The organism is Novosphingobium sp., from assembly GCF_965228995.1.
Lineage (GTDB): Bacteria > Pseudomonadota > Alphaproteobacteria > Sphingomonadales > Sphingomonadaceae > Novosphingobium.
In genome coordinates this window covers 1577779-1591878 of sequence record NZ_OZ245852.1, presented here as the reverse complement: position 1 = coordinate 1591878, position 14100 = coordinate 1577779, and the positions used below count along the sequence as shown (strand labels likewise).

Annotated in this window: 15 protein-coding genes and 1 other RNA gene; 12 read left to right on the top strand and 4 right to left on the bottom strand. The window is 64.2% G+C overall.

The window, feature by feature from the left end; all coding sequences use genetic code 11:
- Nucleotides 1–44: 44 nt before the first annotated feature.
- The gene (locus ACO056_RS07555) at nt 45–2249 is read right to left on the bottom strand and encodes a PQQ-binding-like beta-propeller repeat protein (RefSeq protein WP_421854134.1); all 2205 of its coding nucleotides are present in this window, start codon (nt 2247–2249) and stop codon (nt 45–47) included.
- Between the two features lie 169 nt (nt 2250–2418).
- On the opposite strand from ACO056_RS07555, the gene ACO056_RS07550 reads away from it, so the two are divergent.
- From ACO056_RS07550 to ACO056_RS07525, 6 genes are all read left to right on the top strand, one after another.
- Entirely contained in the window at nt 2419–3117 is a 699-nt protein-coding gene (locus ACO056_RS07550) for a hypothetical protein (protein ID WP_421854131.1), read from the top strand.
- A 15-nt stretch (nt 3118–3132) separates the two neighbouring features.
- Nucleotides 3133–3597 (top strand): hypothetical protein, encoded by a 465-nt coding sequence (locus ACO056_RS07545; RefSeq protein ID WP_421854128.1) that lies wholly within the window; start codon nt 3133–3135, stop codon nt 3595–3597.
- Nucleotides 3598–3898: 301 nt separating this feature from the next.
- Nucleotides 3899–5104: a hydrolase gene (locus tag ACO056_RS07540; RefSeq protein ID WP_421854125.1), complete on the top strand. Its 1206-nt coding sequence runs from the start codon at nt 3899–3901 to the stop codon at nt 5102–5104.
- A 5-nt stretch (nt 5105–5109) separates the two neighbouring features.
- A complete protein-coding gene (locus tag ACO056_RS07535) occupies nt 5110–6141 on the top strand; it encodes an arginine N-succinyltransferase (RefSeq protein ID WP_421854122.1) in 1032 nt (343 codons plus the stop codon).
- Nucleotides 6142–6315: 174 nt separating this feature from the next.
- The gene (locus tag ACO056_RS07530) at nt 6316–7590 is read left to right on the top strand and encodes an N-succinylarginine dihydrolase (RefSeq protein ID WP_421855364.1); all 1275 of its coding nucleotides are present in this window, start codon (nt 6316–6318) and stop codon (nt 7588–7590) included.
- 147 nt (nt 7591–7737) lie between these two features.
- Nucleotides 7738–7983, top strand: a complete 246-nt coding sequence (locus ACO056_RS07525) for a hypothetical protein (RefSeq protein WP_421855361.1) — start codon at nt 7738–7740, stop codon at nt 7981–7983.
- A gap of 263 nt (nt 7984–8246) precedes the next feature.
- Here ACO056_RS07525 and ssrA read toward each other — a convergent pair.
- Nucleotides 8247–8611, bottom strand: a transfer-messenger RNA (tmRNA) gene (gene ssrA, locus ACO056_RS07520).
- Between the two features lie 33 nt (nt 8612–8644).
- On the bottom strand, nt 8645–9076 hold the full coding sequence (gene mscL / locus ACO056_RS07515; RefSeq protein ID WP_421855358.1) for a large conductance mechanosensitive channel protein MscL: 432 nt from the start codon (nt 9074–9076) through the stop codon (nt 8645–8647).
- Between the two features lie 249 nt (nt 9077–9325).
- Between mscL and ACO056_RS07510 the strand changes: the two genes are divergently transcribed.
- Genes ACO056_RS07510 through ACO056_RS07485 form a run of 6 tightly spaced genes read left to right on the top strand, consistent with a single transcriptional unit; the run spans nt 9326 to nt 13644 of the window.
- Nucleotides 9326–9955, top strand: coding sequence for a LemA family protein (locus ACO056_RS07510; RefSeq protein ID WP_421855355.1), 630 nt, complete (start codon nt 9326–9328; stop codon nt 9953–9955).
- Nucleotides 9956–9977: 22 nt separating this feature from the next.
- Nucleotides 9978–10766 (top strand): TPM domain-containing protein, encoded by a 789-nt coding sequence (locus tag ACO056_RS07505; RefSeq protein ID WP_421854119.1) that lies wholly within the window; start codon nt 9978–9980, stop codon nt 10764–10766.
- Nucleotide 10767: 1 nt separating this feature from the next.
- A complete protein-coding gene (locus ACO056_RS07500; RefSeq protein ID WP_421854116.1) occupies nt 10768–11436 on the top strand; it encodes a TPM domain-containing protein in 669 nt (222 codons plus the stop codon).
- Nucleotides 11433–11981: an NUDIX hydrolase gene (locus tag ACO056_RS07495; protein ID WP_421854113.1), complete on the top strand. Its 549-nt coding sequence runs from the start codon at nt 11433–11435 to the stop codon at nt 11979–11981. The genes ACO056_RS07500 and ACO056_RS07495 overlap by 4 nt, the downstream gene beginning before the upstream one ends.
- Before the next feature lie 18 nt (nt 11982–11999).
- Nucleotides 12000–12779 (top strand): SDR family oxidoreductase, encoded by a 780-nt coding sequence (locus ACO056_RS07490; protein ID WP_421854110.1) that lies wholly within the window; start codon nt 12000–12002, stop codon nt 12777–12779.
- A gap of 25 nt (nt 12780–12804) precedes the next feature.
- Entirely contained in the window at nt 12805–13644 is an 840-nt protein-coding gene (locus ACO056_RS07485) for an EamA family transporter (protein WP_421854107.1), read from the top strand.
- A 40-nt stretch (nt 13645–13684) separates the two neighbouring features.
- Here the strand turns inward: ACO056_RS07485 and ACO056_RS07480 are convergent, their stop codons facing one another.
- Nucleotides 13685–14062, bottom strand: coding sequence for a VOC family protein (locus ACO056_RS07480; protein ID WP_421854104.1), 378 nt, complete (start codon nt 14060–14062; stop codon nt 13685–13687).
- Between the last annotated feature and the right edge of the window lie 38 nt (nt 14063–14100).

Here is a 14100-nt window from a genome sequence, read left to right as displayed (position 1 = left end):
CGAAGCGCTGACGGAGGGGTAAAAACCTCTCCCCCAGCCCAAGGCTAGTTAGCCACAGCCTTCTTCTGCTGCGCCGCATATCCCTTGCGCTGCGTATCGATCAGATAGGCGTGGATCGCGTCCACATCATACTTGCTGACCATGTCGCCCATCGGCGCCATGCCATTGCCTGCCAGTGCGCCGCCCAAAACGATCTGATTGAACATGCCGTGGATATCGCGCGGCATGCGCGAAAGGTCGGGTGTGATGCCCGGGCCGAACATGTGGCAGCGAGAGCAGAACTCGGTGAACTTCGCCTCGCCATGCGCGATCTTCGCCGCCGTGGCCCTCAGCGGCGGCGGCGCGGGATAGATCAGCGGATCGGGGCGAAGCTCCGGCTGCGGCACCGGCCCACCGCCCAGCTTGAACACCAGAATGCGGTTGGTGTTGCGGTTCCGATAGGCAATGTCCGCCGGGGTAATCGGATAGCTGATCCCCACCCCGCCATAGCCCGCCTGCACCGCGATATACTGCACCCCGCCGATCCGGTAGGTCATCGGCGCGGCCATGATATGCGATCCGGTCTGGATCGAGGCGATCTGCGCGCCGGTCTTCGCATTGTAGACTCGCAAGGTGCCGTCGCCGCGCCCTTGCACCACGATGTTGCCCGCGGTTGAAAGCACGCCTCCGTCATAGCCGCGATTGCCATCGGACGTGACCTGTTCCCACACCACCTTGCGTGCCACCGGGTCCCACGCCTTCAGCACTTCGCGCACCAGACTGGTCTTGCCGCGCTCCTTCTGCAGTTCGGCCTTGGCCGGGATCGGGCCGAACAGCCGCGTCAGGGTGGCTTCGTCGTAGGTGTCGTCGGGGATAATGCCGTTGGCGTTGAAGAAGCCTTCAAGATGGTCGAGCTTGCCCTTGTTGGCGGGCAGATTGACCATGACATTGGGCTGGTCGACCGCGGGGATATAGACAAGGCCGGTCGACGGGCTGAACGACATCGGGTTCCACGAGTGCGCCCCGGCCCATGAAGGATAGACGTTCTTCGGCTTGGCCGAATAATCGGCAACCTCGGTGAACTGAGGGCGTCCGGTCGCCAAATCCACGCCCTTGGCCCAGTTGACATAGGCAAAGGGATCGGCGGCCAGCAATTTCCCGGTCTTGAGGTCGAGCGAATAGAAGAACCCGTTCTTCGAGGCCTGCATCACCACGCGCCGCGTCTCGCCCCCCTTGCCATCGGCGCCGACGGGCAGATTGGCGAAGGTGAACTTTTGCGTCGCGTCATAGTCCCAGGCATCGCCGGGGGTTTCCTGATAAAACCAGTTCATCCGCCCGGTCTTCGCGTTCACCGCGACGATCGAGGCATTGAACAGGTCATCCCGCCGCTCGGCCGCGCTTTTCACCCGCGAATAGGGCGAGGCATTGGCCGTGCCGAACACGATCTGGTCGGTCTCGGCATCATAGGAAAGCCCGTCCCACACCGTGCCGCCGTTCTGGTAGCGGCCATCGTGATCCGGTCCCCACGATTTCGCCGCCATTTCGAGCTCAGGATGCTCAAAGGGCTGGCCGGGCGGCGGCGGCACCGTGAAGAAGCGCCACTTGAACGCGCCGGTCTTGATATCCCACGCCGAGATATAGCCGCGCGTCGAGCCATCGCCGAGATCCGCGCCCGAATTGCCGATCACCACCGAATCGCTCGTCAGCAGCACCGCGCCGGTCGAGGCATAGGTATAGTTGCTTTTGCCCCGGCCGATGATCGTGTCGGCAGTCCATTTCTCCGCGCCGGTCTTCGCATCGAGGGCATGGAGCCGTCCATCTTCGCTGGCGACGAACACCACCCCGTCCCGCACCGCCACGCCCCGGTTCACCGTGTCGCAGCAGGCATTGCGGGCGGAGGCCGGATCGATGCCCGGATGGAAGGTCCACAACACCTCGCCCGTCGCCGCATTCAGCGCATAGACGATGCCCCACACGCCCGAGGTATACATCACCCCATCCACCACCAGCGGCGTCGCTTCCTGCCCGCGCTCGGTGCCCATGTCATAGGCCCAGGCAAACCCGAGCTTCCCCGCATTGCTGTCGTTGATGTCCGTCAGCGAGGAAAACCACGTCCCCGCCGGATCGCCGCCGACATAATGCCACTCATCGCCTGCGGGCTGATGCGTGGCCGCCGCGAATTCGGGCAGGCCGGCATGAAGGGAAGACGCGGCAAGGCCGCAAGCGCAGAGCAGTCCGAGCAGGGACCTGCGGAGATGAAACTTTCCCATGGCGCAAAGTCTCATGCCCATTGCCTCTGATGGCAAGCGTATTTCGCGCGGAAGGGTCCGTCCGGCAATCAAGGTCATCGCACCGGAAACCATCGAAAATGGCATCACATTCAATTGCGAATTTTAGATGTTTCTGTTTTGTTCTAATTCCGGCAGATAGGAGTCCAATATGCGCGCGAACGACCACACTTTGCGCGAGGCCGCAGAAATGCTGGCCTTCGAGCATTTTCTACGAACAGGGCGTTTGCTTGACGCTAACGAAATGTCGCTCACTTTAGAGCGAAAGTTCAATCCTTATCACGATCCGGCCAACGGGCGGTTTACCACCGGACCGGGCGGACAAGGGAATCCGCACGAAATCGTCGTCTATGGACGACGGCCGGACAAGGCCGGATCAACCGCCCTGAAATGGAAAGCCAAGAGCGACGCTGTCAGGATTCCCGATGCGATCCGGGGCAAGATTGATGCTGTCGCTGCGGATTACCATGCTGTGACCGGTAAGACACTGACTGTCACGGATGGCATGAGAACGCCAATAGATCAGGCCGAACGGATTTATTACAAATTTTCGCATGGCGATTTTAGGACTTACAGGGGTGCCCAAGGCGCTGAATTGGCCAGAATGTATCGCGCCGGAATAGCGAGCGGAAAATCAAAGAGCCAAATTTTGTCTGCTATGGCAGGCGTGATTAATCATCATTTGAGGCAAGGTCTTCCGATCTCGAAGCACCTCTTGGGTATGGGAGTGGACTTCAGAGTCAGTGATCTTAATCAGACAGAGAAGGATGCGCTCAGGAATGCGATCCGCAACAATGGCGGCAAACCGCTTGATGAGGGCATTCCCCCCCATATCCACGCCTCATTCTAAATGGATGGACCGTACATGGCACTCCTCATCGCTGCCGCTGCACTTGCCAGCTCAGGGCCAGTCGTGTCGGCACTGTCCCAGGATTTTTCTGGCCTCTTGGCTAGCAGTCAGAATTCCGTTCGGTCCTGTGAAATTGTAGATCGAAAGGATGGAGAACACCTTGTCATTTCTATGAACAAAGATCGTGATGGTGATTCTATTCATATAGAATACGACACGATAGATGGAGCCTTTGACTATATTTTTGACACAAGCGCGAGGAGAAATCGACGCTATATTGTCGAAAACAGCGCCCTATCCAAACTTGAACAGATCGATATTCCGGTCCGAACTGCAACCGGACTCACCGAGCACGGTGCACGGCGCATATTCACGAAGAGCGGGACTTATGCGATCTACATTGGCTTCAGTTTCCGCAGTTCCGACGAGTCCCAGATCTTTGGCGCATGCCGTGTTTCGGTGGAAGTGCCGCAAACTTGACGATTGTCGCACCACTTCTGGCAATCTGTCCGGTCGGGCTGCACTCCCGCTTGCCCTGCCAAGTTTCTCCCCAGAACCGTGTCAACTGTGTCAACCTGACCTAAATTCGAACCTCATGCGCGGCCTGCCCAGCACTGCCCTCAACCCTCGTCATTGCGAGCGTAGCGAAGCAATCCAGAGCGTAATGCGCGGCGCTCTGGATTGCTTCGCTACGCTCGCAATGACGAGCTGGGAACAGCGGGAAACCTCGTACATTTCACTAGGGGTTCACCCCGGCACGCGGGCAGGCTAGAGCGTCCTCATGGCCACGCTTGCCCCCACAGAAACCGCCCTCATCGAGGGAATCGACGCCGCTGCCATGCTCGCCAACGTCGAGGCATGGTGTGCGATCAACACCGGCACGCGTAATACCGCGGGGCTGGCACAGCAGGCCGCGCTCCTCGCCGATGCCTTTGCCGCGCTGCCCGGCGAAGTACGCCTCGTGCCGCCCACCCCGGTCGAGGCGATTGCCGCCGATGGCCGCGCGGTCCAGATCGAGCACGGCGCGCACATGCTCCTTGCGGTGCGCCCCAACGCCCCGCGCCGCTATCTGCTCACCGGCCATATGGACACGGTCTATCCGGCGGACGATGCGTTCCAGGCGCTCACCTGGCTCGATGCCGAAACCCTCGGCGGCCCCGGTACGGCAGACATGAAAGGCGGCATCGCGGTGATCCTTGCCGCGCTCAAGGCTTTCGAGACCAGCCTTGTCTCGCCCTATGTCGGTTATGACGTGCTCATCAATTCGGACGAGGAAACCGGCAGCCTCGCCTCCGCCCCCCTCATCGCCGAAATGGCGCGCGGCAGGGCGGCAGCGCTGACCTATGAACCCTCCGCCCTCCCCGATGGCACGCTCGCCGGTGCGCGCGGCGGCAGCGGCAACTACAGCGCGATCGTCACCGGCCGCTCCGCCCACGCCGGGCGCAACCCGCAGGATGGCCGCAACGCCCTCGTCGCTGCCGCCGATCTCGCGCTCGGCCTCAAGGCGCTGCAGGGCGACGGCCTTGCGATAAACCCCGCGCGGATCGACGGCGGCTCGGCCAACAATGTGGTGCCTGCCTCCGCCGTGCTGCGCTTTAACATCCGCCCCCGCGGCGAGGAGGACGCCGCCCGCTTCGCCTCCGCCATCGGCCCGCTACTGCGCGAAGTCGAACTGGCGCACGAGGTTAGCATCCACCTCCACGGCGGGATCAGCCGACCGCCCAAGCCGCTTACGCCTGATGCTGAAAAGCTGTTCGAGCTTGTCCGCAGCTGCGGCGCTGCGCTCGGCCAGCCGATCCGCTGGCAGAGCTCGGGCGGTGTCTGCGATGGCAACAATATCGCCGCGCTCGGCGTGCCCGTGGTCGATACCATGGGCGTGCGCGGCGGGGCGATCCACTCGCCGCAGGAGTATATGATCGTGCCGTCGCTGGCCGAGCGGGCCGCCCTGTCGGCGCTCGTGCTGCACCGGCTTTCCGGAGGGGAATAAGAAGCGTGACTCACGTCATCCGCGCGGCCCGCGCCGCGGATCTCGAACATCTGTACGAGATGGCCAAGCTCACCGGCGGCGGCTTCACCAACCTGCCGCCCGACCGACGCGCGCTTGTCGCCAAGCTGGAGCGCGCTGCAGCTGCCTTCGCCAACACCGCGGAAGGCGATCCGGAAGCCCAGCACGACGAGCTGTTCGTGCTGATCCTCGAGGATGTGGCGACCGGCGACGTGCGCGGCACCTGCCAGATCTTCACCCGCGTCGGGCAAACCTGGCCGTTCTATTCCTACCGCATGGCGACGCTCACCCAGCATTCCAAGGAACTCGGCCGCACCTTCCGCGCCGAGATGCTCAATCTCGTCACCGACCTTGAAGGCTCGAGCGAAGTCGGCGGCCTGTTCCTCCATCCTGGCGAGCGGGCCGGCGGGCTCGGCATGTTGCTCGCGCGCAGCCGCTATCTGTTCATCGCGATGCACCGCAAGCGCTTTGCCGATCGCATCCTGGCCGAACTGCGCGGTGTGATCGACGAACGCGGCGGCTCTCCGTTCTGGGACGGCGTGGCCGGCCGCTTCTTCGGGATGAACTTCCAGGAAGCCGACTATTTCAACGCGATCAACGGCAACCAGTTCATCGCCGATCTGATGCCCAAGCATCCGGTCTACATCGCCATGCTGCCGGAAACCGCCCGCTCCGCCATCGGCCTGCCGCACCCAAGCGGCCGCGCGGCGATGCGTATGCTGGAAACCGAAGGCTTCGCCTCCGAAGGCTATTTCGACATCTTCGACGGCGGCCCGACGATGACCGCACGCACCGACCGCGTCCGCTCGATCGCCGATGCCCGGATGGTGCCCGTCACCCAAGTGCGCGCGCCCGACGAGACGGCAGGCCGCGCTCTCGTCGCCACCGGCCGCCTCGCCGATTTCCGCTGCTGCTTTGCCCGGATCATGCCGGACGGAGAAGGCGTCGCGCTCGATCCCGATGCCGCTGGCGCGCTGCGCGTCGGCGCAGGCGATACCGTGTGGCACGTGGCGCGCTGAAGGATAGGCAATTCCATCCTCAAACCCGTCCATGCTGAGCTTGTCGAAGCACTGTTCTTGTTTTTCAGGTGAAGCGCTTCCCGCCGAAAAAAGGACAGCCCTTCGACAAGCTCAGGGTAAACGGGGGTTGGGGGAAACGCATCGTTCGCAAAGAACTGTTTGATGGAGTCACCCGTGAATCTGGTCGAGATCAATTTCGACGGCCTCGTCGGGCCGAGCCACAACTACGCCGGCCTCAGCCTCGGCAATCTCGCTTCGGCAAAGCACGGCGGCGATGCCTCCTACCCTCGCGCCGCCGCGCTCCAGGGCGTGGCCAAGATGCGCCACAACATGAGCCTCGGCCTCGTGCAAGGCCTGCTTTGCCCGCTGCCGCGCCCCAACCATGGCTTCCTCGGCGCGCTGGGCCTTACCGATCCGGCCGACGAAGCCGAACGCCGCCTGCGTGCCGCGGCATGGTCGGCAAGCTCGATGTGGACCGCCAACGCCGCCACCGTCTCCCCCGCGCCGGATACTGCGGACGGCCGCTGCCATCTGACGGCGGCGAACCTCGTCACCATGCCTCACCGCTCGCAGGAATGGCCCGATACTGTGCGCCAGCTGCGCCTTGCGTTCGCGGACAGCGCGCATTTCGTGGTCCACGATGCCGTCCCCGCCTGCTTCGGCGATGAGGGCGCGGCCAACCACATGCGCATGGGTACCACCCACGCCGCGCCGGGCCTCGAGATATTCGTCTACGGCAAGCATACCAAGGATTCAGGGGGCGGCGCCTTCCCCGCCCGCCAGCACGAGCAGGCCAGCCGCGCCGTCGCCCGTCTCCACGGCCTGAACCCCGCCCGCTGCCTCTTCGTCGAGCAGTCCGGCGAAGCCATCGCGGCAGGCGCCTTCCACAACGACGTGGTCGCCGTGGCAAATGAGCGCGTGCTGTTCACCCACGAGCAGGCCTTCGCCGATCCCGAAGGCACTTACGCTGCGATCCGCGCTGCGCTGCCCGAAGCGGAAATCGTCATCGTACCGGCCAGCGCCGTCAGCCTGGCAGACGCCATCGCCAGCTACCTGTTCAACGCGCAACTCCTCACCCTTCCAGGCGGCGAGATGGGCCTCGTCATCCCGCTCGAAGCGTGGGAACACCCCGCAGTCCGCGCCTGGCTCGATGGCATGCTCGCCTCCAATGGCCCGATCCGGCGCGTGCTGCCCGTCGATGTGCGCCAGTCGATGGCCAACGGCGGCGGCCCCGCCTGCCTGCGCCTGCGGGTTGTCGCCGATCCTGCCACTGTCGATCCGCGCTTCCTCCTGACCGAAGCACGGGCTGACATGCTGGAAAAGCTCATTGCCCAGGCCTGGCCCGAACAGATCGATCCCGCCGATATCGGCAGCGACTCGCTCGCTTCCAGCGTGATCGCTGCGCGCGCCGCGCTGCTCGATGCGCTGGGCCTTGAAGCGCTGGCCTGAAACGGCACAGGGCACATTAACCCTGCCTTTACCATGGCCTGTCGCCATGCTTTACATTGCGGAGACTAAGGTATCCACGCGGCCCTGTGATTGCTGAACTGGCACGAAGGTTGCGGAGGAGGAGTGGTGATGCACAAGAAGCCTTCTCTGCTGCGCAAGATCAGCCGCCTGTTCGTGATCAAGAACCGGTTCGAAGCTAGCGCAATCATCTACGCCCTCGCGCTGGGATCAGCGGAGCGCGGGCACATCTATCTGGCGCAGTATCCGGGATTTGGCGGCAAGCTGCTGTTCCTCGCAAGCTGCCTTGCCGTGTTCATGGCCGGCGCCAAGATCATGGACGCGATGAAGTATGAGCGCGAGGCCAAGGCGGTGGCGGTTGAGGTTGAGGGCTGAGGTCAGTCCACCCCGCAGCGACCGAGCTCGAATGGCTGTGCTTCACCCGTCGCCCCGTGCTTGACACGGGGTTCGGCTACCTTCGGGCGCGGCGCCGAAAGGGAAAGCCAAGGCCCGTGTCAAGCACGGGCCGACGAGTTCGCCTTTTGCGATCGAAAGCCAACAAGTCCCCCCACCCGCCTGCGGGAGGCGCCGGGGCTGGGCATTCACAGCGCTGAAATGAAGTGGAGGCGTTTCTGTTGCCCGGTACGCCTCCGAACCGCTGAATTCCCTTCTGTTGCCCGGTGGGTTCAACCGCGCTTTAGCTTTGTAAGATCAGGCCGTTAAGCCGTCAGATTACGCCGCGAGAGCGAGTGCTTCGTTGTCGTTGGCACTTGTGGGTTTTGAGCCTTTAACGGGTTACTCAGCCCGGACGAAAATACCGCTTTTCAACACACGTCGATCCTAGTTCGGCCCCATCAACACCCCTGCGACAACAGAGCCCGGCCTGTTCCAGCCGGTGGTGATGGTGGAGCCGCCGGGTACCGCCCCCGGGTCCGCTGCGCCTATTGTACGGTACAATTTATCGTCATATCCGGCCGAAGCCGACACGAGCGATATAGGCACGGTGCGCGGGGAATGGAAGGGGCAGAGCGCGCAAGCGGGCCCCTTCCGTCCGATCTCAGCCCTTCTTCAGCGCGTCGCGGATCTCGGTGAGCAGATCGACCTCGCTCGGGCCGGCCGGTGCCGCCGGTGCTTCCGGCTGTGCAGGCATCATCCGGTTGGCCATACGCACGATCTGGAAGATCACGAATGCCATCAGCAGGAAGCTGATGATCGCGGTGACGAACGCGCCGTAGCCCAGCATCGGTACGCCAGCCGCCTTAAGGGCCGCATAATCCGCCAGCGAACCCTTGTAGGTATCGGGCACTTTGCCGAGCACGACGAACTTGTTGGTGAAATCGACACCGCCCGTCGCGACACCGATCACCGGCATGATCATGTCCTCGGTCAACGAAGTGACGATCTTGCCGAACGCCGCGCCGATGATCACACCGACCGCCAGATCGAGGACATTGCCGCGCGCGACGAAATCCCGAAACTCTCCCATCATGCCCATGCCGTAATTCTCCTGTCAGGCATCTTCACCCATGCGCTTCGTGCCACCTGCAAACCTTTGTAACAAGTGGTCCGATGCAGGGCAGCGGGCTTGTCCAAGATGCGGGGGCCCTTGAACGGTCATGCGGACCCGCTACATTCTCTGGCGAGCACACCCGCCGCGCCCGCGCCGGAACTCTTGAGGGAACACATCTCGATGGCCGCTTCACTGCTTGCCCGCTTTTCCCGTTTCGCTTTCGTCGCCATGGCTGCCGCAGGCCTTGCCGGGTGCGGGGTGAACTCGATCCCGACCGCCGAGGAAGCCGCCAAGGCCAAGTGGGCCGACGTGCAGAACCAGTACCAGCGCCGCGCCGATCTGATCCCCAATCTGGTCGCGACGGTGAAAGGCTATGCCAAGCAGGAGCAGGACACCCTGACCAAGGTGACCGAGGCCCGCGCCAAGGCAACCTCGATCCAGATTTCGGCGGCGGACGTGACCGACCCGGACAAGATCGCCCAGTATCAGGCTGCGCAGGGCCAGCTTTCGCAGGGCCTTGGCCGCCTGCTCGCTTCGGTCGAGGCCTATCCGGACCTCAAGTCGAACCAGAACTTCCTCGCGCTGCAAAGCCAGCTTGAAGGCACCGAGAACCGCATCGCAGTTGCCCGCCGTGACTACAACGAAGCGGTCCAGGCCTATAACACCACGATCCGCACCTTCCCGGCGATCATCGGCGCCAAGGTCATCTATGGCTCCAAGCCGATGGTCCCCTTCGCCGCAACCACCCCGGGCGCCGATACGGCCCCTGCAGTGAGCTTCGACGGACCGGCCGCGCCGGCTGCAGCTGCGGCCAACGACAACGGTGCGGCAGGCGCGAGCAAGGCGGCGACGAACTGAGCCGGGGCGCAGAGCCCGGCCGATGAAGCGCCTCCTCCTTGTCCTCATCGCCGCGCTGGCCTTCCTTGCCGGGCCCGCCGCTGCGCAGACGTTCCCCAAGCTCACCGGCCGCGTGGTCGATGCAGCGCATCTGCTTTCGCCCGAGCAGATCGCAGCGCTCGATGCCAAGTTGGCGGGGCTCGAAACCCAGTCGCAGCGCCAGATGGTGATCGCGACGATCCCCGATCTCGAGGGCTATGAGATCGAGGACTACGGCTACCGGCTCGGCCGTGCCTGGGGAATCGGCGACAAGCAGCGCAACGATGGCATTCTGCTGATCGTCGCGCCCAAGGAACATAAGGTACGCTTCGAGGTCGGCTACGGCCTCGAAGGCATCATTACCGATGCGCTCTCCAGCGTGATCATCCAGCGCGAGGTGGTGCCCCGGTTCAAGGCAGGCGATTATCCCGGCGGCATCGCGGCGGCGACGGACCAGCTGATTGCGCAGCTGCAATTGCCCGAGGATCAGGCGCGCAAGGTCGCGGCGGATGCCGGGGCCGAGGCCAAGAAAGCCAAGGGCCCCCGCTTCGATGCCGGAACCGTGATCTTCCTGCTGATCTTCTTCTTTTTCTTCGTCCTCCCGTTCCTGCGCGCGATGCGTGGCGGCGGGCGGCGCTATGGCGCGCCCGGTGTTATGATCTTCCCCTCAGGCGGCTGGGGCGGAGGCGGCTCCGACTGGGGCGGCGGCGGCGGTGGTGGCTGGGGCGGCGGCGGCGGCTTTTCGGGTGGCGGCGGCAGCTTCGGCGGCGGCGGCTCTTCGGGGAGCTGGTGAGATGCTGACCGACACAGACCGCACCTGCATTGCCGAGGCCGTCGCGGCAGCCGAGCTCACCAGCGCGGGCGAGATCGTGACGATCGTAACCCCGCAGTCCGACGCATACCGCGACGTCGCGCTCGCGTGGTCGATCTCGATCGCCTTCCTCGCACTCGCCGCGCTGGAGCTCGCGCCAACGTTCTACCTTGGCCTGATCGAACGCATACTGGGCCTCTGGGCACATGAATGGACCCCGCGCCAGGTTCTGGGGATCGCGCTGACGGTTGCCGCGATCAAGTTCCTCGCCATGCTGCTGCTCATGGCGTGGCGCCCCTTGCGCCTCGCGCTCACGCCTGCGCCGATCAAGGCGGCGCGTGTCCATGCACGTGCGCTCACCTGCTTCCGCATCGGCGCGGAGGGGCGCACCACCGGGCGCACCGGTATCCTCATCTACCTCTCGCTCGCCGAACGCCGCGCCGAGATTATCGCGGACGAGGCTATCGCCGGCAAAGTTGCGCCGGAAGTCTGGGGCGATGCCATGCACGCGTTGCTCGGCCCGATCCGCGCCGGGCAGGTCGGCGAAGGCATGGTCGCCGCCATCGGTAAGGTCGGCGAAGTGCTCGCGCAGCATCTGCCGCGCGCAGAGGACGACGAAAACGAACTGCCGGACCGGGTGATCGAAGTATGAGCCTTGAAGAAGAGTACGCCGCCGATCCCGAAATCACGCAGTGGCAGGGCCGCTTCATCACCGCCAAGACGCGGGGCCGCTGGGAATACGTGAGCCGCGCGCGCGGCATCAAGGCGGCGGTGATCCTCGCGATCACGCCCGATGACGAGGTCGTGCTGGTCGAGCAGTTCCGCATCCCGCTTGGGCGTGCCTGCATCGAGCTGCCCGCCGGCCTAATCGGCGACGACGCGGGCGGTGAAGGCGAGGAAGCCGGCACTGCCGCGATCCGGGAGCTGGAGGAAGAAACCGGCTACCGCGCAGGCCGTATCGAAGACCTTGGCGAATACTACTCCAGCCCCGGCATGGTCACCGAAGCCTTTACGCTGTTCCGCGCCTACGAGCTGGAACGCGTTGGCCCGGGCGGCGGGGTTGAGGGCGAGGGGATCACGGTCCACCACGTCCCGCGCAGCCAGATCGCCGATTTCCTCGCCGCGAAACGGACCGAAGGTTACGCCATCGACGTGCGCATGCTCCTGCTGCTAAGCCCACTCTGGTTTAAAGAATAAACGAGAGGATTGCAGCTGATGGGCAGGGTTTCGGGCAAGCTGGCATTGGTGACCGGTGCGGCACAGGGGCTGGGCGCAGCCCATGCGGCACTGCTTGCGCGTGAAGGCGCAAAGGTGCTGCTCACCGATATCAACGGCGAAGGCGCCGCCGCGCAGGCAGAGGCGATCAACGCCGAGCTTGGCGCCGGCACCGCCTTTGCCATGCGCCACGATGTGACAAGCGCCGATGATTGGGACGCGGCCATCGCCATGGCTGCAGAAAAGCTCGGCGGCCTTTCCGTCCTCGTCAACAATGCGGGCGTTGGCGTACGCGGCGATATCGAGACCTGCACGCTGGAAGAATGGCACCGCGGCTTTGCGATCAACGTCGATTCGGTGTTCCTCGGCTGCCAGAAGGCGCTGCCGCTGCTGAAGGACAACCAGCCCGGTTCGATCGTCAACATCAGCTCGATTGCGGGCCTCATCGCTTCGCACACCATGCCCGGCTACAACGCCAGCAAGGCAGCGGTGTGGATGCTGTCCAAGTCGGTCGCGCTCTACTGCGCCAAGCGCGGGTGGGACATCCGCTGCAATTCGGTCCACCCGACATTCGTCGATACGCCGATCCTCGATGGCATCAGCAAGAACGCGGGGATCGAGAAGGACGTCGTCATGGGCAAGCTCGCCCGCCAGATCCCGCTCGGCCGCGTCGGCGTGCCCGAGGATATCGCGCAGGGCGTGCTCTATCTCGCCAGCGACGAGAGCCGCTTCATGACCGGGGCCGAACTCAAGCTGGACGGCGGCATATCGGCAATGTGAACGGCCCTCCGCAGGGCCCGGCCACATGATCGATCTCCCGGTCTTCGCGCTCATCCTGTTCGCAGCCTCGCTGCACGCAAGCTGGAACGCGTTCCTCAAGGGCAGCGGCGATACGCTGCTTTCCACCACGCTAGTGATGGGCGGCGCGGCGCTGATCGCGATTGTGGCTCTGCCGTTCCTGCCCGTGCCCGCGCGCGCAAGCTGGCCCTATCTGGCCGCCTCGGCGCTGCTGCAAGTGGGCTACCTCGGGCTGCTCGTCAGGGTCTATCGCACAATCGACATGAGCCTTGCCTATCCGCTGATGCGCGGCTGCGCACCGCTGGTGGTGGCGCTGGTCAGCCGGTTCTGGTTGGGCGAAGCGCTGCCCGCGCTCGCCTGGCTGGGCGTCGCCACGATCTGCGCGGGCATTCTTACGATGGCGCTGTGGGCTAGGGCCTCGCTGCGCCCGGCCGGCCTCACCGCCGCGCTTGCCAATGCCGGGATCATCGCCGCCTACACGCTGATCGATGGCACGGGCGCGCGGCTCTCCGGCACGCCGACTGCCTACACGCTGTGGCTCTCGCTCCTCACGGGCCTCGCGATGATAGCCTGGGCGATGCGTTCGCGCGGGGCAGCAGCCTCCGCTTATATCCGCCGGAACTGGCCGATCGGATTGCTCGGCGGGCTGGGGACTATCGTGTCCTATTCCATTGCGCTCTGGGCGATGACGATGGCCCCCATCGCAATGGTCGCGGCGCTGCGCGAAACCTCGATCCTGTTTGCGACGGCGATCTCGGCCTTTGTGCTGCGTGAGCGCGTCGGCCCGCCGCGCATTGCGGCCGCCGCGATCATCGCATGCGGAGCGATGCTGATGCGCCTCGCCTGAGGCCGCCGCGCGGGCAGCCTCAGGAACAGTTGAAGTGGGTTCAGGCGTTCGGGTTCGGCGCGAAAGCGCAGATCTTGTTGCCGTCCGTATCGCGCAAGTAAGCGCCATACTGCTTGCCCGGTGCGTTCTCGCGCACACCCGGAGGGCCTTCGCAGGTGCCGCCATTGGCAAGGCCTGCCGCGTGGAACGCATCGACTTCGGCAAAGGTCTTGGCGGCAAAGCCCTGCGTGAAGCCGTTCGACCAGGTATGCGCCTCGCCATTGGCGGGCGTTCTGATCATCAGAGCACCAGTGGCGGCCGGGAATAGCGTGCCATTCGGCAACGGCACCGCCTGATAGCCCAGCGCGCCCATCACATCGGTGTAGAACGCGCGCGACCTTTCGAGATCGTTGGTGCCGAGAACGGTATGAGTAAACATGCAAAGCCTCTCTTTCTTCTATCCAAAAAACGTCGCCC